Origin of the sequence: Sutterella faecalis (genome assembly GCF_006337085.1) — a bacterium.
In the GTDB taxonomy this organism is placed as follows: Bacteria; Pseudomonadota; Gammaproteobacteria; order Burkholderiales; family Burkholderiaceae_F; genus Sutterella; species Sutterella faecalis.
In genome coordinates this window covers 367,340-390,481 of the sequence record NZ_CP040882.1, presented here as the reverse complement: position 1 = coordinate 390,481, position 23,142 = coordinate 367,340, and the positions used below count along the sequence as shown (strand labels likewise).

Sequence of the window (23,142 nt, the reverse complement as noted above, 5' to 3'; positions counted from 1 at the left end):
GCTTCGATGAGGTATTACCCGAATACGCCCTAGGATTCCGGCCTTCGCGCGGGTAGTCTTTGAAGTCATTTTCTATTTTTGCCCTGAAACTGACCTCTCAACCATGTTCACGCATGCCAGCAAACCTCTGATCGCTCTAACGCTCGCGCTCCTTGCCGCGACGATTGCTGCGATTCTGGCCGCGCCGGAAAGCGTTGTTGCGCTCCTGCGCGGAACCTACGGATTTCTGACCACGAGCCTTGCCTGGCTCTTCCTGCTTCTCGGCGTCATTTTCGCCGTCCTCGCCGTTCTTGCAATGACGACCCGCTGGGGCGACATCCGTATGGGCGGACGGGACGCGAAGCCCGAATATTCGACCTTCACATGGATCGCGATGAATATCTGCAATGCGCTCGCAGCAGGCATTCTTATTTTCGGTACGGTGGAGTGGATGTTCTACGTGAATACCCCGCCCTTCGGGCTTGAGCCCGGGTCGGTGGAAGCCTACGAATATGCTTCCGCCTACGGCATGTTCCACTGGGGGTTCTCGGCCTGGGCCTTTTACCTCATCCCCGGTCTTGCGATCGGATACCTCTACTGGAACAAGGGGGCCGCGAGCCTGCGCATGTCGGACCTTGCCCGTCCGCTCATCGGTTCCGGAGAGACCTTTGCCTCGCGCCTGGGCGGCTTTCTTCTCGACGCCATTGTGGTCTTCGGCTACTTTGCCGCCATCATGACGACCGTCGGCATCGGCACGCCCGTCATGGGCGAAATTCTCTCCGACGTCTTCGGGATTGAGAATTCGTTTGCGTTGAAGCTCGGCGTCATCATCGTCTTCTGCACGTTCTTCACGCTCTCGGCTTCTAAGAGCATCGCGCGCGGAATGGGACGGATTTCCGACTTCAACGTGAAGCTCGGCCTCGCCTTCTTTGCGTTCCTTTTGATCGCGGGCGATACGGGCTTCATGCTCAACAACACCGTGATGTCGATCGGCACCAACATCCGCGAGTTCGTGCGGATGAGCTTCAATTCGGACGCCATCGGAAATACCGGGTTCGTCCAGAGCTGGACCATCTTCTACTGGGCCTGGTACGTCGCCATTGCCTTCCTCTGCGCCAACTGGATCGCCCGCACTTCCTACGGCCGAACCTTCCGCGAGATTGCGGTTTCGAACTGCATCTGGGCGCCGCTTGCCTGCTGGCTCTCCTTTTCGACGCTCGGCAACTACGGCATGGGGCAGGAGCTCTTTCACGGCCTTGAGGTCTCGTCGGCCATTAATGAAGTAGGATCCGCAGGGGCAACCCTTATGGTTCTACAGACGCTTCCTTTCCCGAAGGTCGCGGCACTGGTCTTCCTCGTACTCGTCTTCTTCAACCTCGCGACCTCGGCAACCGGGAGCGGCATCGCGCTTTCGCTCTATACGGCCAAAGGGCTCGGGCCCCGGGACGAGCCCGACCGCCGGCTTACGCTCTTCTGGTGCGTCCTCTTTCTCGTCATGCCCGTGGGAATTCTGCTCCTTGAGCGCGCGATTCCCGGCCTCAATGTGCTTTCCACCATTCAGTCGATGATCACCGTGTCCTCCATTCCGGTTTTCTTCGTGCTGATGACGCTCTTCATCGCATTCATCCGCGTGATTCGCGCCGACATCCGCTCGGGCGCCGTGACGAAGGCCGTGAGCCCCTCCCGCGCCTGGCGCTGGACCGACGATGCCCTGCCGCCGGAAGTGATGAAAACCGCGCCGGAACCTGCAAAACCCGAAGCGTAGAATTTCTCATTCATTCCACGGGCACGCGCTTTGCGCCGGACTTCGCGAGTCCGGCGTTCCTACTCTGAGCTTCAAGCTGCGGCTTTAGCCGCTTGGGGTCAATTAAATGAGCACACCTTCCCAGACAATCGAGAGCACAGCCGACGAGCCTTTCGCTGAAGGGCTTCTGCGCGGCATCCGGACCACGCTTCCGCTTCTGGCGGGCATTATTCCGCTCGCCTTCATTCTCGGCACGCAGGGCGCCCAGCACGGACTCTCGGGCGTCGGCATGGCCATGATGGCGGGGCTCAACTTTGCGGGCGGAAGCGAATTCGCCGCGGTTGCCCTCTGGAGCGCCGCACCCTCGCTCCTCGTCATCTTCATGACGACCTGGCTCATCAACTCGCGCCATATTGTGCTGGGCGCTGCGCTCACGCCATGGGTTGAAAAGGCGAATCTCCCGGTACCCGCGAAGCTCGTTTCATTTTTTCTCATGTGCGACGAAGTCTGGGCAATTTCCATGCAGGAAGTGGACCGCAGGAGAAAGCTCGGATTCCCTGCAGAAAAAGTCTTCTCCTTTCCCTTCCATCTCGGCTGCGGGCTCACGCTCTGGACCAACTGGTGGTTCTTTGCGGGGCTCGGCGCCGCACTCGGCACTTCGCTCGGCGACCTCTCGCGCTGGGGCTTCATGATGGCCTTCCCCGCAACCTTCATCGGACTCGTGGTCGCGATGCGCCCGGCGCTCTCGAAGTCGGCGCCCATGGTGGTATCCGGGATTGCCGCGGCGCTCGCGAGCCTCTGGCTGCCGCTTCACTGGAGCATTCTCATTGCAACGCTTCTCGGCCTCACGGTGGCCGCCGTTTCAAATAAATAAACGGGGAGAAGAGACATGAATGAAATTTTCGCTTTGCCGTCGCTCAAGGAATTCATCGTCATCATCGGGATGCTCTGCGCCACCTATTCGACGCGTCTCATCGGCTGGCTCATTCTGAGAAACCGCCCGGTCTCGCCCGCCATGCAGCGGGTCCTTGACGCGGCGCCGGGCTGCGTCATGATTTCGATTGTGGCGCCCGCCTTCATGACGACCGACCCGGCAACGCTCATCACGCTCTTTGCGACCGTGCTCGTTGCCTTCCGCGCGGGACTGGCCGTCACCATTCTCTTCGGCGTCGCCTTCAACGCGCTTCTGCAGACGTTTCTTTGAAGTGCGGATTCGCCGGATGAAACGGAAGCCTGAAGACATGGCTCTTTTGAGTACGTCTTAAAGCCATTCGCGAAGGCTTCCCTTTCCATGCTAGGATTTTTTGAATGAAATCCTCTTTTATCAACGCTCTCAACCGCTCTTGTTTACCCCGTTTACCCGAATCCTGAGCGTGCTTTTTGCACTTCTTCTCTTCTTTCCCCCGCTCTTCGCCTCTGCTGAACCTCAGGCGCTGAGGCTCGCGGTCGTTGAGATGACGGAACCCGGCTTTGCCGCGACGACGGTGAATCCCATCCGGAAGGCGCTCTCTTCGGTTTTCCCGTCTGAGGACATCGTCATCCTTCGGTTCAACTCAGCAACGCTCGAAAGCTCTGTTCGGGAACTGCGTCCCGACTTCATCATTTCCCCGGCAGCCGACTTTCTGAGGCTCGTCGACGCCGTAGGCGCGCACCCCATTGCGACGAGAAAGACCCGTTGGGCCCGCGATCCGCATCAATCAACGGGGGCGGCGGTGATTGCGCTTTCTTCGAGAACGGACATCTCGACCCTCTCATCTCTCAAAGGGCTGAAGGCTGCCGCGACGCTCCCCACGTCGCTCGACGGCTGGCTCGCGCTCCGGGGTGAAATTGAAGATGCCGGAATGGATTCGGAGCACTTCTTTTCAAAGCTCCGCTTTTTCGGCTACGGCATGCCGCACGTCGTCGAAGCCGTGCTCTCGGGCGCTTACGACGCGGGTGTTGTTCCCGTCTGCACGCTTGAGCGCATTGAGGCCGAAGGACTCATCGAACAGGGAGTCCTGCGGGTCGCCGCTCTGAAGAAAGAGAAGGAAGGCGCCGAATCGCTCTGCCGCACGTCGACCACGCTTTATCCCGACCTGATTTTTGCCGCGCTCCCTTCGGCCGACCCGGAAACCGTGCGCTCTGCAACGCTCGCCCTCCTCGGGCTCGGGGCCGGCGAATATTCCTGGTACCCGACGAGCGACTTTCATGCCGTAAGAGCGCTCGAGGAGCGCCTCCACATCGGTCCCTGGGCTTATCTCGAGGAAATGACGCCCTCAGCCCTCTGGCGCCGCTGGCGCATCTGGATCCTCGGAACGGCGGGCCTCGTGCTTCTCCTTCTTCTCTCTGAACTCCGTCTTCGCGAACTTGTGCGGCGCCGGACGGCGGATCTTCAGGCGGCCCTGGCCGAGCGCGACCGTCTTGCGGCATCCGAAGAAAATATCCGCTCGCGCCTTTCGCGACTCGAGCGCATGGGCGCCGTAAGTCAGCTCTGCGCCATCGTCGCCCATGAACTCAAGCAGCCCGTGGGCGCCGTCATCAACTACCTTGCTGTTGCCCGCCTCAAAACCGGGATTTCAGCGGCTTCGCCGCTCCCCGCTCCCGGAACGGACTCGCAGGCTGATCCGGTCCTCATCACTGCCATTGACGGCGCGGACATGCAGGCGAGAAGAATCGCCCGGATCGTCGACCGCGTGCGCGGTTATGCGCGAGCGGAGAAGTCCCGTCCGGTGCGGCTTCGCATCAGCGATGTCCTGCGGTCTGCGCTCGCGGGCGTGAAGCTTTCGTCTTCTCTCCCGGTTGAAGCGCATCTCCCCCCTCAATCGCCCGTTATTCTCGGGGACGCCCTTGAGGTTGAGCTCATTCTCCACAATCTCATCAAGAACGCCATTGAAGCGGTGAAGGATGATCCGGCGGGCAAAGTGGCCGTGAGGGTCTCCGGCACAGATTCCGAGGTTTCCATCACGGTCGACGACAACGGCAAGCCCCTTACTGACGAAGCCTTTGAGAGGCTCTCCCGCGTTTCCGCTTCCGGGAAATCGGACGGACTCGGGCTCGGACTCGGCATCGTAAGGAATCTCGTTGAAGAAAACGGCGGCAGGCTTACGCTTTCGCGTCTCCCCGGCAGAGGGCTTCGCGCCGAGGTTCGCTTCGATATTGCCTCAGACGCAGAGCCCGGAGAGAATACGGAAAAGCAATCTTTCCCCGAAGATCAAAAATCATGACCCCCAAGACGCTTCTGCCACTCATCCGCATCATTGACGACGACGAGGCGCTCCTCGCATCGAGCGCGCTCCTACTCCGGTCCATGGGCTGGGAAGTCGAAACCTGGAGCGACGGCGCATCGTTCCTTGAGGCCGAGAGCCTCCTTCGTCCCGGATGCATCATCCTCGACGTGCAGATGCCCGGCATGGACGGACTCGAAGTTCAGACCGAGCTCGTGCGCCGGGGCTCGCGGATTCCGGTGCTCTTTTTAACCGCTCACGGCTCCATTCCCCTTGCGGTCCGGGCGCTTCACCGGGGGGCCGAGGATTTCCTCGAGAAGCCGGTCGACCCCATGACGCTTGTGGCAAGAGTCGCCCAGTGCGCGACCGCTTCGGCTGCGAGATCCGCGGAGGAGTCGGCGCTCTCGGAAAAGCGGGCGCGCTTCGAGTCCCTCACGCCCCGCGAGCGCGATGTGGCCGGGCACGTCCTCAAAAACGAAGCCAATAAGGAAATCGCCCGCGCGCTCGGACTCGAAGTTTCCACGGTCAAGATGCACCGCGCCAATGCCTTTGCAAAGCTTGGCGTTCATTCGCCGGGTGAACTCTGGCAGCTCGCGAGCGAATGCGGCTTCACGGGCGAGGGCCTCAAGGCTCCGGGGAGCATCCCGTGAAGCGGCGCACGCTTTTCCTAATCGCAGGATCCGGCCTTTTGACGAAGGGTCTCAGAGCTGCGCCGCAGCTCTCCGAAGAGCCTGCCGATGTCGTCGTGGTCGGCACCGGCGCTGCCGGACTTTCCGCCGCGCTTGCTGCCGTTGATGGCGGCGCCCGCCGCGTCGTTCTGCTCGAAAAAGCCCCGATGGCAGGCGGCCACACGATCATATCGTCCGGGTCGGTGGCGGCAGAAAAAACGCCCGAAGGGATCGCCGGGCTCACGAACGAAATCATCGAAAACGGCGAAGGGAGAGCCGACCCAGTCCTTGCCCGGACGCTCGCGGAAGGTTCCTGGGCGGCGAGGGAGCGGCTCACCGCTCTCGGCATCGACTGGATCACGACGCCCTTCCGCGCGGTGGGATCGCCCTCAGCGAGGAGCTGGAATTCGGGCTCTCCGCAGTCGGGCTACGACTACGTTCAGGTGATGATGGCGGCGCTCCGGAAAACCAGCGCAAGCGTTCGTTTTCTTTCGCGCGCCGAAGGGCTTCTGCTCTCTGAGAAGGGCAAAAGTGTTGAAGGAATTTATGTCCGCACGCGTTCCGGAGACTCCATTCTGATCCGGGCCCGGGCGATTGTGCTCGCTACCGGCGGATTCACGGCTTCGGGAACGCTTCTGAAGCGCTTTGCGCCGCAATTGCCCCCGGACCTCGAGACCACGGCGAGTGCGGGAGGAGAGCTCCTTGACGGCGCGACGGGTGACGGCATTCTCATGGCGGAAAAGGCCGGCGCAAAGTTGGTCGACATGGATGCGCTCCAGATGCTCCCGCTTGCGGGCGGCAGGCTCCTTGACTACGTCGGGGGCGAGGTGTGGGTGAACGACAGAGGGCGCCGCTTTGTTTCCGAGGGCGCGGGCTTCCGGGAAATCGAGCGCGCGATTGCGAAGCAGCCGTCGAAATCCATGTGGGTGATATCCGACGCCCGCTCGCCCAAAGGGGCGACGCTCGGCTTAAAGCTCATGGACGGCACCGTGCGGGAGGCAGGGACGCTCGAAGAGGCCGCGCACGGCATGAGAGTCTCCTATTCTGCCCTTCAGGAAACGATTGAGCGCTACAACCGCTCGGTGAGAAAGCACTGGGACGACGATTTCGGGATCCCCATGCGGGGGCTTCCCGTTGAAACGCCGCCCTTTTTCTACGGCCGCGAACACTTTGCACTCCACTATTCCTGCGGCGGAATTGCGATTACGCCGCGCGCCGAGGTCCTCCGTCCGGATGGAAGCGTCATCCGGGGCCTCTATGCCGCGGGGGAAGCGACCGGGGGCGTTCACGGTGCGGCCCGCGTGGGCGGCTGCGGCCTCACGGATGCCTTCGTCTTCGGGGACATTGCGGGGAGAGAAGCCGCACGCTTTGCGTGACCGCTTTCCATAAAGGTTATTCCCACAGCCGACCAATACCTCCCTCGGGCGGTATTGGAATTCTTTCCTCATTCTTAATATGAGTCGCAAGGGAAAAGACGCGGCAATGCGATTCCGCCTTCTTTTCCACTCTGTCCAATCCCCGGACAGGCGGAGCCGCTGGTCTTCAAAAGGCCTCCGGCTCCTTCAAGACCATAATCAGTGAGAGATAGAAAATGACCCTCCGACCCGCTCTCCTCGGCGTCATGGCCGCAGCGCTCCTCGCGCTCGGCTCTGCCGGCTCCGCCTCCGCGGCGATGCCTTCCAAGATCAACGGCCCGCATGCGAAGCTCCCCTGCTCGACCTGCCACCTGAATGAAATGAAGGCGCCTCTCAAGGAGACCTGCTTCGGCTGCCACGGCTCCTACGCAAAGGTTGCCGAACGCACCGCGAAGATGAATCCCAATCCGCACATGAATCACCGCGGCGAGCAGCAGTGCACCAACTGCCACAGCCTCCATGCAGAGTCGCGCTTTGAGTGCAACGACTGCCACAACTTCAAGATCAACATGAAGTGAGATTCGCCATGACGCTTAAGAATTTCTCCCGCCGCTCCTTCCTCGGCGCCGCCGCAGCATCGGCCGCCGCGGCCGCTGCCCCGCTCGCTCATGCCGCGAGCCGCCAGAACGAACTCCCCGCAAAGTGGGACATTGAAACCGACGTCGTCGTGCTCGGCTGCGGCGGTGCGGGTCTCATGGCCGCCTGCCAGGCTTTCGACCGCGGCGCGAAGGTCGAAATTTTCGACAAGGGCCTCTCGCCCTACCACACCGGCACGAACCTCTGCGGCGGCCTCTTCACGGCCTGCGGCTCGAGAATGCAGAAGGCCGACCCCAAGGGCAAGGACGACTGGAAGGCCTTTGCCGACGACATCATCGCCTACGGCGAGCACCAGTCCCTGAAGGAACCCGTCTACGGCTTCACAAAGCATTCGGGCGAAGCCTTCGACTGGCTTGAGGACCACGGCCTTGCCCCTCATCACCTTGAGCCCTATGCCGGTCACTCGAACCTGCGCGCGCACCGTCAGGATTCCTTCAAGGGCCGCGACTACATCGACGTGCTCGTGAAGGAAATCGCCGCCCGCAAGCTCGAAATTCACCACGGCTGCGGCCTCACGAAGTTCTTCTTCGACGAGAAGGCGAACCGCGTCGTGGGCGTCGAATGCGGCTCTGGAGACAAGAAGGTCACCTGCCGCGCCCGCATGGGCGTTGTGATGGCGACGGGCGGCATTACGGGTTCGCCCGAGTCGCTCGACCGCTGGGTTCCCTCCGTTGCAGGCAAAGGCGTTGTGATCGGCGGGCCGTCGAACACCGGCGAAGCGATGATGATTGCGGTGCGCGATGTGGGCACGCCCCTTTCTCACATGCAGTACATCGCCTCCTACCCCTGCGGCATCGTGACGCACGGCCGCAACGGTCCCTACTGCCGCTGGTGGTTCATCTCCGGCCAGGGCGGCATCCTCATCAACAAGAACGGCAAGCGCTTCATCACGGAGCGCGAAGGCATCTGCCACGTAACGCCGAAGCTCGCTTCCAACCCGGACGGCTGCCACTACATCCTCGCCGACGAGGCAACCTGGCAGCGCACGCTCTCGAAGATCAAGCTTTCCGCACTTGTGGGCCTTCCCTCCTGGACCGAAGAGCGCGTTCTCGCGGAATTTGAAAAGGGGGAAAACCTCTGGAAGTGCGACACGATTGAAGAGCTCTGCGAAAAGAGCGGCGTCAATCTCGAAGGCTTGAAGGAACAGCTCAAGGTCTGGAACGAAGCCGTTGAGACAAAGGTCGACAACCAGTTCGGCCGCACCGACCAGGAGTGGAAGCTCGAACAGGGTCCGTGGCGCATGATCCGCATGTTCCCGTGGAACAACCTCTCCTGCGGGGGACTCCGCGTCACCGAGGAATTCCAGGTTCTCGGCTGGGACATGAAGCCGATCGAAGGCTTCTACGCGGCCGGCGAAACGGTTGCGGGCGTTCACGGCGCCTTCTACTGCGGCGGCAACGCCTGCGGGTTCGCGCATACCTCCGGCTTCATGGCCGGCCGCTATGTGACGGGCTACAAGGAAGCCTGATCAGCGCTTCGGGCTTGAAATTTCAGGTGCGGAACGCCCCTCAGGCATTCCGCACCTGAAAGAGAGAGCCATTTCCCAAAGTCTGATTCGCCTTCTCTTCGGTTTTTTCTCTCTCCTTTCCCGAAGAAGGCGTGAATTTGAGGTCAATTTCTATTGGACATCACCGGACCAGAGAGGCGCATGACGCCTCCGGTCCGGCTTTTTTTGCCCTTTTCCCTCGCCTCTCAGAAGGTTTTGACGAAGAGCCAGCTTTTAAAGTCCTCGTTCTCGTCGATCTTCCATGGGATTTCGCCTTCCTTTCTCCAGCCGTTTCTCGTATAGATCGCCGTCACGCAGTCGTTGTCGGTGAAGAGCACGGCTTCACCGGCACCCTTTTGCCGCGCTTCCGACTCAAAGAGCCTGAGGAGCGCGCCGGCGCAGCCTCGTCTTCTCGCAATCGGGTGCGCAATCAGAAAGACGAGTTCCGGCCTTTCTGCCGCGCTGCCGCCAGCCCGAGCGACATAGTCGGCGAGCATCCTTTTGTTGACGGAGTCGAGCTTCTCTTCAAACCCAAGGCATGAGCGCCCGAGTTCGGTTTCCTTCTGGAGCGCTGCGAGCGATTGATGACGCTCCCTCAAGCCCGTGAGGTCGGCATCCAGGGCAACGGGTTCGGCCTTCGGGTCCAACCGCGCGCACATGAGGGCCGCGGGACGGCCGTCAGGGAGTTCGGCGACGCGGATGAAGTCCGACTTGAGGAGGTTCCCGATCACGTAGACGAAAGCGTGCCTAATTCTTTCGGGGCGTTCGGGGTCGGGCGAAAGCTCCCAGCCCCAGGTTTTGTCGTAGGCGTCTGCAAAGGTGTCGAGGTCGGAAAGCTCAAAGTGTCTCAGTCGGATCGGGGAATGCATGGGGACTGGAAGGGGGAAAAGTTAATATTGTCGCACACCAATTGATTCAGCTTCTGTCTCCGCGTTCCGGTGTGATCCTGCTCATTAGGACGGACTGGTGTTGGAGGAACTGGCAGCCTCTCCAGATCCATCATGCCCGGCTATTCGAATGTAAAGGTACTGGAAATGGCGGCCTTTTTTTGTGGCATCGGGAGATTCTTTAGGAACCAGCTAACTACCAACTAGTTACCTGCTATTTAGCCGGTATCTAGCCTGTTACTGCGTATGTCGGAGCAGAATGGAAGGTACGGTTCTACTTCAATTCCGAAAAATAATACATACCTCTATAGATATCAACAATATTTAAGATTAAACGATGTTCTCCGGTTACCTGTTGCCTACCACACAGATAGCAGATAAGAAGCTAGCAACTGCGTATTTCTGAGTAGAATAGCTGGTAACTAGCTAACTACTGAACATTTAGCTTGTTGGTTGTGAGGATTTTATGCCAGAGCTCAATGAAGAAACCGTCATCAAAGCCATTCATCGTATGCGCAGTCTCGGCAGCGACACACAGCGATGGGAGGTCAAAGAATCGGTACAGGAACTTCCTAAGAAACTGAAGGAGACGATTTCAGCCTTTTCAAACATGCATGGCGGCATCATTATCTTAGGCTTGTCGGAAAAGAACGGGTTCAAACCGGCTGACGGCTTCAATGCGGACAAGATATACGCCCAAATGCAGACAATCGGCGATGCAATGACGCCGATTGTACGTATGGAAGTGGAGAAGATGCTCTTTGAGGGGAAAATGCTGGTGATTGCACAAGTACCGGAAATGCCGAAGCGCATGAAACCGTGCTACATCTCAAAACGAGGAATGTACGACGGTGCGTTCATTCGTTCTGGCGATGGTGATCGCCATTTAACAGCATACGAAGTTGATCGTCTTTCTGAATCCCAGTACCAGCCAAAATATGACATCGAACCCGTTGAGGATGCATCAATCGATGATCTTAATTCCGAAACAGTCGAAGGGATTGCCAAACGTGCGAGAGAATTGTTCCCGCGCGTCTTTGGCAAGCTTTCTGATGAAACAATTTTGATTCAACTCGGAGTTTTAACCCGAATCAATAATCGTCTTTGTCCAACGATAGCGGGGCTCTTCGCCGCCGGCACATTTCCGCAAAAGTACTTTCCCCGCCTCGAAATTGTCTTTTCTGTATATCCAGGCGTCGATAAAGTCGAGACAGAAACTGGTCAACTTCGCTATCTGAATTCGAAAGAAATCGTTGGCTCTATTCCAGAGATGCTTCTTGAAGCACTTGCTCTCGTCCAACAACGCATGAATACCGGTGCCGTTATTGAAGGCGGTTTGCGAAAAGACATTCCAGACTATCCGCTTGAAGCAGTAAGAGAAGCAGTCGCTAATGCGCTCCAGCACCGAGACTATTCTCCAGAAGGCCGAGGCTCCCAGGTTCAGATCAACATGTATGCTGATCGCTTGGAAATTAGCAATCCCGGTGGTTTGTACGGCTCTACTACTGTAGAAAGTCTTGGGAAGGATGGAATTTCATCAACACGAAATGAATATCTTTCACGGTTGCTGACTTATACACCATTCGAATCAGGATTCGTAGTAGAAAACAAAGGCACCGGCTTTATGGTGATCGAAGCTGCGCTCGCTAAATCTTTGATGCCGCCGCCGACTGTTAAAGACACCATCACTTATTTCATTTTGACATTTAATAAGCGGAGACGAACAAATGATGAGATGATCGAGAAAACGTGGGAGAACGTCGATAAAGCAATCCTAAATGCGTTGAGCGATCACTCTAGTTTATCCGTTAAAGCTCTAACTGAGATGTCTGGTCTTTCACGTGCAACAATTGGGAACCACATTAGGAAGTTAGTGGCTGACAAAAAAATAGAACCAATTGAACCCAAAGGAAGCCCAAAGCAACGCTATCGCTTGTGCGTATAACATTCATATAAGTATTGCCCGACAAGCGGACCATTCCTCAAAACTGCTGGGGTGGCCCTTCCAGTGCGATAGCCCAGCCTCATTTGCGGCGGGGATGACATTGCTCATTCGGGACAAAAGCCGCCTCCATGGCGGCTTTTGTTTAGAGATGCCGGCAGATCCGGCGTCAGAAAACGTACTTCGCGCCGATAGTGAAGCCAGTGCTCGAGTAGCTCTCCCTCCCGGCTTCATGGCTCACGTCGCCCCGGAGGAAGAAGTTCTTCGCGAACTCGCCTTCCGCACCGAGTCGGAACTGGCCGTAGTCGTCAATGCCGAATTCAGCCCTGCTCGAACCCTTGCGGCTTACGACCGTGCTTTCAAAAGTACCGGTATTGTGCACCCAGGCGCCTTCGGCATAAACGCGAACAAGCTGTTCGGCAGCATGCGGCTTCTCTCCCTTGACTCCGAACGCGAAGCTCGTGCGGACGCCGAGCGTGATGGCGGCGCTGCCGTCATCCTCAACGCTGAAGCGATGACCGTAAGCGTCCGTGTGATCGTCAGCGGAAACGCCGGACCACGCGACGCGGCCAAAAGGCGCTGCATCCCAGACCGTTCTCCGGCCGCCGTCGGAAGCGGCCTTCGTCCAGAGGCGCTGATTCCACCCGGCTTCCATTCCAAGAGAAATGCCTCTCGCGTGGTACTTCTCCTTCGCGAGATCCTGTCCCTTTACTTCATTCGTGAAGTCGTTCCAGCGAATCTGCGCATTGGCAAAGAGCCCGCTCTCGCCCGCCGGCTGCCAGGCCGCATAGGCACCGAGGGACCACCCTCTCATATCGGCATCCGCCTTGAGGCCCGTGACGTTCGAGTCCACATCGTAGGACCCGTCGGCCCAGCCGCCCAGAAACCCCACGGATGCGCGACCATTGGCCGTATTCCAGGCAAGAATGTCGCCGCCGAGGTTTGTGGTAAACATATGGCCCTTATTCTTCAGCTGCCCGGAAGCGTCGTCCATCCGGCTCCAGCTTCCGCTCTGAACGAGCCAGAGGGTCGTCGTCTTCCGTTCTCCCGTCAAAAGATCGACATAAGGCTTCTCGCCGATATGCGTGTTGAGGCCGAAGTCGAAGGTGCGCTGATTCATGAAGGCAAGCGCGGCGCGCGAGCCGTTTTCCGGCGTCATGAGCTCGCTCGTCGTCATGGCCGTCGTGCCGCCGTCCGTAAGGGAGCCGACCAGGTAGTAGCCGGAACCGTCGTCCGTCTTCATCAGACGGTAGTAATAGTCGCCCGCCTTGACGGATTCGGAGAGCTCGAGCTCAAGCGTGGATCCTTCGCCCAATTGAATAACGTCAATGCCTGCGACAGCGCGATCCAGGGATCCATCGAGGAGATTAAGGTTCAAGCGGCTTCGGCCGGATGCAGCTCCGGTGACGACAAATTTGCCGCTTGTCGCCGCATTCTCTGAAACCAACGCATCGACAGCAATGACGCTTCCGGCTGTGCCGGTATAGGACGTCGTCGTGAACGTGCCCATGCCGACATTGATCGTTCCGGAATTTTCCGTTCTTCCGTCGACGGCGATCTTTTGACCGTCCAGCGTGACGATGCCTCTGTTCTTAAGACCTGAGGTTCGACCCAGAGACTTGTCGTTCGCCGCAATAATCTCTGCACCAGCATTGACCGTCGTTACACCCGTGTAGTCGTTCTCCGCTGCCAGCGTGATGGCGCCCGAAGACGCAGTAAAGTTCCCGCTTCCGGTGAGCTTCGCCGAGAGCGTGTTGTCTGCGCGCGCTTTTCCCGATAGTTCCAGGGTCTTTCCTTCAAGAATCGACACCTCCCTTAGGAGCCAGGAAATGCCGACTTCATTTTCGGTCATGCTGCCGCTGTAGCCGTAGGTGCCATCTGCCACCTTAACCCCGGATTTATCTGAAATACCGAAAGTCTTGTTGCCCTGCGTTATCTCATTTCCATTTTCGTCCGTGAGCGTGAAGCCGGCATTCTGGCTGCCTTTGATGCCGGAGTCGGTACGGATGAGAACAGCCTTCAGATCGGTGCTCTGATCTTCGGTCAAAACATCCTGTGCGGTAAGTCTTTCTTTCCCGGAGCCATCCGGAACAGCTAATTTCGAGAGAAGCGCATCGTCTATAACAATCCTGTTCATCCCATTCGGTCTGAAGCGGTCGACCGTAAGACCTGGGATTGTCGATCCAGACGCTTCCAAACCGGTGAAATGAAGCGTCGTATCCCGGATCGCCAGGTCTTTGAGCTTGTACTGCCCATTGACTTTCAAAACCGTACCGTCATCGGTGAGGAGGCTCTTCCCGGCAGCCTTCTCATCCACCGTGAACTTCATGTCGTAAATGTCGATTCCTCTCGAAATGCCGGCAATCTGATCAGCTGACTTCAGGGAGAACTTGCCGCCCGTGCCGACCACCAGAAGGCTGGTTGCGCCCTTGATCGTCGAAGCCATGCTGAAGTCGCCGTCAACCCGGAACGTAATGACGGAATCATTTTCCAGTTCGAACGTTCCTTGAAACGCTTCTGCGTTCGTGAGCGTGAGGCCCGGAATTGAAGAATCCCCGGCCGGGGTCTTCTTGATGAACGTTCCGTTTCCTGTGAGCACGTTGTTGAATTCATCCGACGCGTAAGTGGCGATGAGCGTACCGTCCAGCCGGAGGGCGTCCGTTCCGAAAGCGTCCTCGTGATCGATGGAAGCCGTAGACCCGGCGACAATGGTCCGATCCGCCGCAAGCACTGCATGAGGCGCTGCACCGAGCAATCCGGCTGCGAGCAGCGCCGCCGCAACGCCGGTGAAACGCGCCGCGAATTTGTTTGCATGCTGGCTGATGAAGCCCGCTGAGGACCGCTTCCCATGCCGGCACATCATCTTGTCAAGAACCCGGGAAATTTTCTCTGCGTCTCCGCAGACAATCTTAAATTCGGCATTCATGGTTCAAGCCTCCTCTCTGCAGCCCGATTGTCTGCATTTCAAAATCAAAAGGAGATTATTTTTGCCTGATTGGCCGGAATTAGGGTTCTCCCCGGGTCTTCTTTTATGCGGAATGACCGGCATCTTTCATGTACCAGAGAATGTTGAAATGCCGTGCGGCAGCGAAGGTTTCGATACGTACGCTGGTTCACGTGGTTACAAATGCATACGAAAATTCGGTCATTTGACGGCTGTTCTGACGGAGTGCTGACAACTGCCATTACTGATTCGTCGCTTGCAGTCGTTTATTGATCGATGCCCTCACCGAGACTATCTCAGGATGTGTCGATCGGATTGTTGGGTCGCCGATCAGATACAACACGCCACAACACCGGCATGCATATTCAATCACCATCGAAAATAACGTCATGACGCGATTGCCGAAGCACTCGCTGCTGTCGGTAAAATCAGCCGATCCGCTGTCCTGAATGGAGGCAGGAACGAGCGAGGGATTCGTCGTTTATCGGAGTTCGTCGAGTCGCGGCATTTCCATCTCGGGCTGCCATTGATTACCAAAACCGAAAAAACTGAGGGCCGCACCGCTTCCAACAGTGAGGCCCTCTGGAGGCTAGGGATGACCTCTAAGAAATACCCTAGTGACGCTAGATTATCACAACCAAAGCGCCGGAACGAGCTGCGCCCGAGGAAACACATACCACCCAAGCAAATCAACGATATACGTTGAGGCAAGCGTGCTCAAAATTCTTTCGGCGCTGGCGCTTCTGATAGTTGGTCCTCCCGTCCGTGTTTTAGTCTATTTGCCGCCGGAGGCCTCGGAGACCTCCGGCGAGCACGGCTCCGTAAAGACACTTTTACCAATAGATTCACTATTCGTTATCGACAACCCCAAGCGCCTTCATGCCAGGGTGCCTCAAAGCGCGATCAACGCTGCGTCAGATCTCCGCCAAAGAACTGCTTGGAAAGGTTTCCAAGCTCCCCGGACTTTCTCATCCCCTCAATGATCTCGTCAAGCTTCGCCTTCATGGAAGCGGAATCCTCGCCGGGCTTCATCGGGATCGCGACCGGAATCACATCGGGGTCGACCGCGGCAATTTTGATCTGCGCATCGGGGTGCGCGCGCATGTAGTCGTGGTAGGTGACTTCGGCGTTCAACGTTGCATCGATGCGGCCGGAAAGAAGAAGCTCAAAGGTCTGGTTGAGGTCGTCCACGCCCGTCACCTTTGCGCCGTGCTTTTCAGCAATTTCCGCATAGGTGCTCGAAATCGTGTTGGCAGTCGAAAGCCCCTTCAGGTCGTCGAGCGTCTTCACTTTGTCTGAATCCGACTTCGTCATGACGACGGTGCGGTTGAAGGCATAGGGTTCGGAAAAGAGGAAGGCTTTCGAGCGTTCGGGCGTCACGTCGACGCCGTTGATCATGATGTCGAAGCGCCCGGCGCTGATGCCGGCAAGGAGCCCGTCCCACTTCCCTTCAATGAAGACCGCCTTGACGCCGAGCTTTTCGGCAATCCTGCGGCCGAGCTCAACGTCAAAGCCCGTCAGGGCATTCTTCTCATCGTGATAGGTCCAGGGAGCCCAGGTGCCTTCCGTCGCGATGGTGATTTCGCCCTTCTTAAGCACCCGTGCGAGGAGATCTTCCTTCGCTACGGATGATGAAGCAGCGGCAGGCGCGGCGTTCGAAGGCTGAGAAGCGGCGTTCTCCGTCTTTTCGCCGCAGCCCGAGAGAATAAGCGCGCCCGCCGCAAAGGCGGCGGCGATGACGGCGCGCCGGGATGTTTTGCTCATGAATGTGGTCGACATGGTCTATGGTCCTTATAAATGATCGCGTCCGAAGCCGCGGAGAAACGCTTCCGTCCTCGGCTCCTTCGGAGCAGTAAAAAAGATTTCCGTCGGGGCTTCCTCAACAATGACGCCTCCCTCGAGGAGCGCCGTGCGGGTCGAAACCTTCCTTGCAAAGGCAAGGTCGTGCGTCACGATGATCATCGTGCGGCCTTCGCCCGCGAGAAGCTTGAGAAGTCCCTCAATTTCCTTAATGCGTTCGGGGTCGAGCGCTGAAGTGGGTTCGTCGAGCAGAATGAGATCCGGATCGGGCGCGAGCGCCCGGGCAATGGCAACGCGCTGCTGCTGGCCGCCCGAAAGTTCGCTCGGGTACTTCCCGGCGTGGTCCTTCATGCCGACTTTTTCGAGGAGCGCCATGCCGCGGGCCTCGGCCTCGCGCTTCGGGACGCCGTGCGCCATGATGAGGCCTTCGGTGACGTTTTCGAGCGCCGTTTTATTGAGAAACAGATTGAAGTTCTGAAAGACGAAGGACGTGCGCTTCCGGTATTCCCGGATCTCGTGAGGCTTTGCGTGAGCAAGCTCGATCCGCTGCCCCTTGAAGGTCATGACGCCGCCGTCGGGGCGGTCGAGAAAGTCGATCGCCCGCAAAAGCGTCGTCTTCCCTGCCCCGCTCGGGCCGATGAGCGCAAAGACATCGCGTTCGCTCAATTGAAAGCTGACGCTCTTCAGCACTTCCGCTTCGCCGAACGTTTTCCTGAGATTTTCGATCCGATAGAAGATTTCAGCCATTTTCCTTCACCTCCCCCCGATCAGCGGCGGCCGTAGAAGCGGAGCTTTTCTTCGCCCGCACGCTGAATGCGCGTGAGAACGGTGCAGAAAAGAAGATAAATGAGGCCCACTTCAATGTAGAGGACAAGCGGCTCATAGGTGCGCGCAACAATGCGCTGCGTCGTCATGAACATTTCCGTCACGGTGATGTTGGCCGCAAGGCTCGTATCCTTCACCATGGCAATGAGGGAATTCCCGAGCGTCGGGAAGGCCGTCCGCATGGCCTGAGGCAGAATGATGCGCCGCACGACCTGAAGCCACGACATGCCCGTTGAGAGGCCGGCTTCGAGCTGGCCCGCCGGGACGCTTTCGAGCGCGGCGCGAATGGTTTCCGCACAGTACGCCCCCTCGTTGATCGAAAAGACGATGATCGCGGCCGTCCAGGGGTTGATGAGAATCCCCGCGTGCGGGAGACCGTAGAAGACGACGAAAAGCTGCACGAGCAAGGGCGTGCCGCGGATGACCCAGATGTAGAAGCGCGTGATGGGCGTCAGCACCGGAATGCCGCGGTACTGGATCAGCGCCACGGCAATGGAAATCACCATCGCGAGCGCGAAGCTCACGGCCGTGAGCGGAATCGTCACCGTTAGGCCGGGCAGCAGAATCTTCCAGAAGGAATCGATTATGAGACTGATGACGTCTTGAGACATGGGGAATGCGCGCTCTGACTGCTTAAAAAATGAATTTCGCCTGAGACTGTCATTGTTCTCCGTTATGCGCTCTTCTGTCAGAAGAAAGCTCTCGAAGAATTGCCTTTTTCTCTTTCAAAAGAAACGAGGCGCAGGCTTAAAATTAACAGTTCCCGATCGATTGCCGCAAACGTGGAGGCTAACCCAAGTATGTTTTCTCTCAAAGGACGCATCGGCCGCAAGGAGTTTCTGATCCGCATGGTGCTCCTCATCATCGCGAGCCTCATCCTCAACTTCATCTCCACCTGGTTCCTGGGGAGCAACGACATGGCGCCCGACCACGGGCTTCATTATGCCGGATCCCTCGCCGCACTCCTTATCCTTATTGCTGCGCTCGGCGTTACCTGGTGCACAATCTGCGCGGCGGCAGCGCGCCTGAGGGACATCGGGCGGTCGGCCTGGTGGGCGATACTCCTCTTCGTGCCCGTTCTCGGCTTCGTTGAGCTGGTCTACCTCGCGCTTGCGCGCGGAAGCAGCAAGAATTAAGGGCTAATCCACGTAACTGGCAGGATTCAGGAATCAACTATTGGTTAGTGAATATCCATAGCCATCGCTTCTTGCAAGTATTGTGCAGTTCTCAGCTTGACCTGCTGCACGAAACTCCGGCATCGGCGGCAGGCCGAAGACAATGCGGGTTTCCAATTCGCGTACTTTGACCGGTCCGAAGCGGCGCCTTTCTGCGCTGTGCGCACGCGTCGTATTACGCATGCGGCTGCGCCGCTTCTTCAAGGCCTGATTTGACTAAATATCACGCAACTTTCCGCCGCCCACTTCACACTGCTTCCCACAAAAGGCGATGCCGTAAGCGTAGTACTTGCTGCAACGCATCCTGCGAAAGCACTCGGCGTAATCTTTTTCGTCAATCTGCTTCAGGGCACTGTTAACGGAGTCAAGAAGTCCTTCTGGTCGGGATGCGCGCTTTATTTCGATCACTATTCCGACGCGTTCCGTGCTGTAGCCGGATGAGAAAACGATGTCGGCATAACCGTCTCCCGACTCAGAGTTCGATCGGAAATCGTTGATGCGAGAACCGGCGCAGGCGAAGAGCGCAGAGAGAAAGCCATGATAGTAGTTCTCTGCCGGCGCTCTGCTTGCCGTATCCCGCACAGAAACATAGTTTCTCAAGAGAGGCTCAAGCACTTTAGACATGCCCGGAGCATCTCCCCTGGCTGCAGCTTCTGCAAGCCTGAGGCCGTGAGCGGCGAAGGAACTATTCTCACCAGAGAACCGCGCCTGAACGCGGCTTCGGAAAGTAGCCCGAATTTCTTCATTCGGGATGCGGAGCAGATATTTCTTGTAGCCGACAGGCTTCGCAATGGTGAGGTAGCCGGTGAAGAGGAGCAGCCGTCCAGAAGTCTTCAGATTTATGACGACTGATGTCTGAATAGTTGAGCTCTTCGTTGATTTCAAGTTCAATATTTCCGCCATCAATCAGCGTCTGCATCCTTTCCGCGTCTTCCTCAGTCAGAAATCCAAGGAACTCATCAATGACATCGTTGCTGCTCGTTCCAATCCAATAATTGTCGGGTTCAAACTCCAGGGGATTGGTACTTTTCAGGGCGCACTGACAAAAATTGAGCACATCCCACGGACTGTATATCTCATCGGGTCCGAAGCGATAACCGTCATACCAATGTTTGACATCCTCTTTCCTAGAGGACATCCCGTAGTAATCGAGGAAAGCGCGTACCTCCGGCTCGGTAAAGCCCATGCAGGCGGAAAGGCTGACATTCTCGGAGCAGATGGTGTTGATGGAGAAGTTATTTACACCCGTAAATATGCTTTCCTTGCTGACGCGAAGGCACCCGGTGAGAACGGTTTTTTTGAGGAACGGGCGATCGTAAAGTTCGAAGTCTGCCTCCGGTTTCAGAACCGCGAAAAAGGCTCGGATGAAATCGCGCATTAAGTTGTAATAGCCGCGAGAGGCGGCCTTTGCGAGCGGAACATCGTATTCGTCGAGAAAGAGCATTGCCTGACGATCAAAATGCTTCGCAAGAAAGGTCAGCATGTTCTTCAGAAAGTCGGCGGCAATGTCGATATTGGCGAGATTCCGCATGACGTCGCTCGACTGGTATTTCCGCAGCAACACTTTGTCGTCATCGTCGAGTCGGGGACTATCGAGCAAGTAGGCATGACGCTTCGCGGAGACTACGATTTTCGATGCAAAAACTCTATACGCAGCCTCAAATGTCGCGCCTTCAACGTCTTTCAGGGAAAGGAAGAGAACGGGCACCTGGCCCATATATTCGCGACAAAAATCCTGGTCTTCAGCGACTTTCAAGTCTTTGAAGTGTCTTTCCTGCTTTGCCGCATTCCCCGGGTTTGCCGGATCGATTGCTAGAAAGAGGCGAAGCGAATCCATGAAGAGCGTTTTGCCGAACCGTCGCGGACGCGTGATCACATCAACAAAGTTGCCGGACTCAATCAGCGGCCTGAAGCAAGCGGTTTTGTCGACGTAGTAGTGGTTGTCTTCAATCAGCGTGGTAAAGGACGAGTTGCCAACGGCAATTGTTTTCTTCTGCACGGGACATCCTCAATGGTTCGATCCTCTGGAACAGTTCAGTCTATTATCCATGGAAGATGAGTACATCCGAGCAACATCCGGGTGTGGACGGTCAGCGTAAACGAGACGGTTTAGCCTGCGGCTTTGAGACGTGTTGCGCCAGGAATATGAGACGCATCTGACCGGGACGAGATACCGACCTCCTGCTGGCCTCGAAAACCTTTGCCGTCTCGAGCCCGATTGCCATTGAAACCAGAAACCTCCGTGAAGAGAGACGGCTTATCGTTAAGGCGAATGCACCGCGCGCTACTATGCTTTGGATGCATCCGTCTTAACTTGTTGATATCTCCGGTGGTTCTATCAAGCGACTTTCGCCGGCATTATCCCGAGCTCGGAATAATGCCGCATTACGGATCCGACCTGTTTCAGGAGACCCGGATGAGGTCGTACTGGTCGTTCCCCATGCCGAGCTCCTTCATGTAAGTGAGCTGCCTCAGGCCATGGCGCGTTTCAATGCGCTGAACGAGGTCGTGGCGCTGATTCTCGAGGCGCGCATAAACAAGATCCACCGACGCCTGGTCGATCGCCAGAATGTCGGTCGAGGCGAGAATGCCGATATCCGGAATCGTGGGTTCCGCAGCGCTTCTCCCCGCACAGTCGCAGTCGACCGACATGCGGCGCATGACGTTGAGAAATACGATCTTTTTGCCGAAATGGTCGCAGACGGCCTTCGCCGACTCCGCCATGTTTTCCATGAGGAGCTCCTTCCCCGGCCATTCGGACCATGCCGCGTTCTCGTCGGCGACGCCGTGCACCTGGCGCTTTCCGATCCGGCCGTCGGCGCAGCCGATGGCGATGTTCTTCATGGAGCCGCCGAAGCCGCCCATGGTGTGGCCCTTGAAGTGCGTGAGGACCACCATCGAGTCGTAATTGACGATGTGGCCGCCCATCGACACTTCCTTGAAGTGCTTGCCGCCCTTGACGGGAAGGTTGACCGTGCCTTCGGAATCCATGATGTCGACAGGGCAGAAGGTCCAGCCGTTGATTTTGAGCGTTTCGAGATGGTCCTTCGTCGTGTAGCGGTCGCCGTGATAGAGCGTATTCGTTTCGACGATGGTGGAATTCGGGATCCGGGCCTGGAAAGCCTGAACCATATCGCGAGGCAATATATTGGGGCCGTGCCGTTCGCCCGTATGAAGCTTGATCGCGACCTTGCCGGTAATCTCTCCCTTCACAAGGTCGTAGAGCTTGTTGAGGTGTTCGGCGTCAATCACCGGCGAAAAATAAACCTTTGCGCGTTCCTGCGGCTTCGCTTCGCCCGCAGCCTCAGCCGCCATTGCTGCCGGACCCGCAGCAGCGGCGAGGGCCGCTGCCCCTGCGCGCTGAAGAAACTCCTTTCTGGTCATGGACATATTGATTCTCCCAAATGGTGATCAGAAGGCTCAGCCCCGAGCGCAATACTCATCGCGCGAAGCTGTCCTTCACTCAATTTTGGAAGCTGCAGCCTCTCCGGAATTGCATCATTGCGGCAGTTTCCTGCCAATTCCTATCTCATTCATTCTGAAGCGGTCTTGTCCTGAAGGCGTCCGAGAGCGTTCAATTCTCTCCAGTGGATGAGGCAGTAGAAGCCCGCCACGAAGACGAAGCCGCCCACGAAGTTCCCGATCGTCACGGGAATAAGATTCCCAAGAACAACGTCCCCGAGACCGAAATGAATCTGCGGAACGTCGGCGAGCGCCAGATAACGCGGATCCGTTCCAACAAACCAAGCGGCCGGAATGAAGAACATGTTGGCGATGCAGTGCTCGAACCCGATCGCCGCAAAAGCCATGGTCGGACCCCAGAGCGCGCAGATCTTGCCGAAGATGTCCTTCGCGGCGGAAGCCGCATAAATCGCTAGGCAGACAAGCCAGTTGCAGCCGACGCCTCGCCAGAAGGCTTCCCAGGGATCGAGCGACGTCTTGGCGTTGGCGAGCTTCACGACGAAGCTTCCCCAGGGCATCGTGCCGTTCGTCATTTCAAAGAGAATGCCGCCCTCCTTCACGAGCGCCCAGGCGATGAATAGTGCGCCGAGGAAGTTCCCGAAATAGGAAAGAAACCCGGAGCGAGTTGCGCGCCACCAGCTGATTCGGGCATTGAACCGGGCAGCGGAAAGCGAAAGACAGTTGCCGGTGAAGAGATCCGCGCCGCAAAGCACAACCAGAAGAAGTCCCGTCGGGAACACCATGCCGAAGACGAGCTTCTGGAGACTCCCCCAGACTTCGGGCGGCATTGCGCCGCTCACGCGCACGGCAAAAAGTCCGCCCAGGCCAATGTAGGCGCCCGCAAGAAAAGCGAGACAGAGCGTGGCCACAATCGTCTGATGGGTTCGTGCGGCACCGCTCGACACAACGGACTGCAGTATCGCGGCAGCTGGGGAAATCGCCATGACAGGAACTCCGGAGGAATAATGAGGATTAGAAAGGTTCTGAAGAATAACCGGTCTTATGCGGGGAAACC

The 23,142-nt window shown here is 57.6% G+C and carries 19 protein-coding genes; 10 read left to right on the top strand and 9 right to left on the bottom strand.

All coding sequences use genetic code 11. The features are described from left to right. Positions 1-103: 103 nt before the first annotated feature. From FG381_RS01500 to FG381_RS01465, 8 genes are all read left to right on the top strand, one after another. Positions 104-1,744: a BCCT family transporter gene (locus tag FG381_RS01500; RefSeq protein ID WP_139687208.1), complete on the top strand. Its 1,641-nt coding sequence runs from the start codon at positions 104-106 to the stop codon at positions 1,742-1,744. A gap of 106 nt (positions 1,745-1,850) precedes the next feature. Next, positions 1,851-2,597 (top strand): AzlC family ABC transporter permease, encoded by a 747-nt coding sequence (locus tag FG381_RS01495; RefSeq protein WP_139687207.1) that lies wholly within the window; start codon positions 1,851-1,853, stop codon positions 2,595-2,597. 15 nt (positions 2,598-2,612) lie between these two features. Next, a complete protein-coding gene (locus FG381_RS01490; RefSeq protein ID WP_139687206.1) occupies positions 2,613-2,927 on the top strand; it encodes an AzlD family protein in 315 nt (104 codons plus the stop codon). 169 nt (positions 2,928-3,096) lie between these two features. Further along, complete coding sequence (locus FG381_RS01485) at positions 3,097-4,926, top strand: sensor histidine kinase (RefSeq protein ID WP_139687205.1); 1,830 nt, start codon at positions 3,097-3,099, stop codon at positions 4,924-4,926. Then, on the top strand, positions 4,923-5,576 hold the full coding sequence (locus FG381_RS01480) for a response regulator transcription factor (protein WP_139687204.1): 654 nt from the start codon (positions 4,923-4,925) through the stop codon (positions 5,574-5,576). The genes FG381_RS01485 and FG381_RS01480 overlap by 4 nt, the downstream gene beginning before the upstream one ends. 38 nt (positions 5,577-5,614) lie before the next feature. Further along, complete coding sequence (locus tag FG381_RS01475) at positions 5,615-6,970, top strand: FAD-dependent oxidoreductase (RefSeq protein WP_165697790.1); 1,356 nt, start codon at positions 5,615-5,617, stop codon at positions 6,968-6,970. A 215-nt stretch (positions 6,971-7,185) separates the two neighbouring features. Continuing rightward, on the top strand, positions 7,186-7,527 hold the full coding sequence (locus FG381_RS01470) for a cytochrome c3 family protein (RefSeq protein WP_139687202.1): 342 nt from the start codon (positions 7,186-7,188) through the stop codon (positions 7,525-7,527). Positions 7,528-7,535: 8 nt separating this feature from the next. Further along, entirely contained in the window at positions 7,536-9,074 is a 1,539-nt protein-coding gene (locus FG381_RS01465) for an FAD-dependent oxidoreductase (RefSeq protein ID WP_139687201.1), read from the top strand. A gap of 224 nt (positions 9,075-9,298) precedes the next feature. Here the strand turns inward: FG381_RS01465 and FG381_RS01460 are convergent, their stop codons facing one another. After that, positions 9,299-9,961, bottom strand: a complete 663-nt coding sequence (locus FG381_RS01460) for a GNAT family N-acetyltransferase (RefSeq protein ID WP_139687200.1) — start codon at positions 9,959-9,961, stop codon at positions 9,299-9,301. A gap of 484 nt (positions 9,962-10,445) precedes the next feature. Here FG381_RS01460 and FG381_RS01455 point away from each other — a divergent pair, with 484 nt between their 5' ends. Continuing rightward, positions 10,446-11,924 (top strand): ATP-binding protein, encoded by a 1,479-nt coding sequence (locus FG381_RS01455; protein ID WP_139687199.1) that lies wholly within the window; start codon positions 10,446-10,448, stop codon positions 11,922-11,924. Between the two features lie 166 nt (positions 11,925-12,090). Here FG381_RS01455 and FG381_RS01450 read toward each other — a convergent pair whose 3' ends face one another. From FG381_RS01450 to FG381_RS01435, 4 genes are all read right to left on the bottom strand, one after another. Further along, the gene (locus tag FG381_RS01450) at positions 12,091-14,847 is read right to left on the bottom strand and encodes an autotransporter outer membrane beta-barrel domain-containing protein (RefSeq protein WP_139687198.1); all 2,757 of its coding nucleotides are present in this window, start codon (positions 14,845-14,847) and stop codon (positions 12,091-12,093) included. Between the two features lie 921 nt (positions 14,848-15,768). After that, positions 15,769-16,644, bottom strand: a complete 876-nt coding sequence (locus tag FG381_RS01445) for a transporter substrate-binding domain-containing protein (protein WP_139687197.1) — start codon at positions 16,642-16,644, stop codon at positions 15,769-15,771. A gap of 12 nt (positions 16,645-16,656) precedes the next feature. Further along, entirely contained in the window at positions 16,657-17,412 is a 756-nt protein-coding gene (locus FG381_RS01440; RefSeq protein WP_226960270.1) for an amino acid ABC transporter ATP-binding protein, read from the bottom strand. A gap of 20 nt (positions 17,413-17,432) precedes the next feature. Then, complete coding sequence (locus FG381_RS01435) at positions 17,433-18,101, bottom strand: amino acid ABC transporter permease (RefSeq protein WP_139687196.1); 669 nt, start codon at positions 18,099-18,101, stop codon at positions 17,433-17,435. 189 nt (positions 18,102-18,290) lie between these two features. On the opposite strand from FG381_RS01435, the gene FG381_RS01430 reads away from it, so the two are divergent. Further along, entirely contained in the window at positions 18,291-18,626 is a 336-nt protein-coding gene (locus FG381_RS01430; RefSeq protein ID WP_139687195.1) for a DUF805 domain-containing protein, read from the top strand. Between the two features lie 255 nt (positions 18,627-18,881). Here the strand turns inward: FG381_RS01430 and FG381_RS12510 are convergent, their stop codons facing one another. The 4 genes from FG381_RS12510 to FG381_RS01410 form a co-directional block, all read right to left on the bottom strand. Beyond that, positions 18,882-19,289: a PD-(D/E)XK nuclease domain-containing protein gene (locus FG381_RS12510; protein WP_165697789.1), complete on the bottom strand. Its 408-nt coding sequence runs from the start codon at positions 19,287-19,289 to the stop codon at positions 18,882-18,884. A 118-nt stretch (positions 19,290-19,407) separates the two neighbouring features. Beyond that, complete coding sequence (locus FG381_RS01420; protein ID WP_139687193.1) at positions 19,408-20,664, bottom strand: AAA family ATPase; 1,257 nt, start codon at positions 20,662-20,664, stop codon at positions 19,408-19,410. A 404-nt stretch (positions 20,665-21,068) separates the two neighbouring features. Beyond that, positions 21,069-22,055, bottom strand: a complete 987-nt coding sequence (locus FG381_RS01415) for a DUF362 domain-containing protein (RefSeq protein WP_139687192.1) — start codon at positions 22,053-22,055, stop codon at positions 21,069-21,071. A 143-nt stretch (positions 22,056-22,198) separates the two neighbouring features. Then, complete coding sequence (locus FG381_RS01410) at positions 22,199-23,071, bottom strand: formate/nitrite transporter family protein (protein WP_139687191.1); 873 nt, start codon at positions 23,069-23,071, stop codon at positions 22,199-22,201. Positions 23,072-23,142 lie beyond the last annotated feature (71 nt).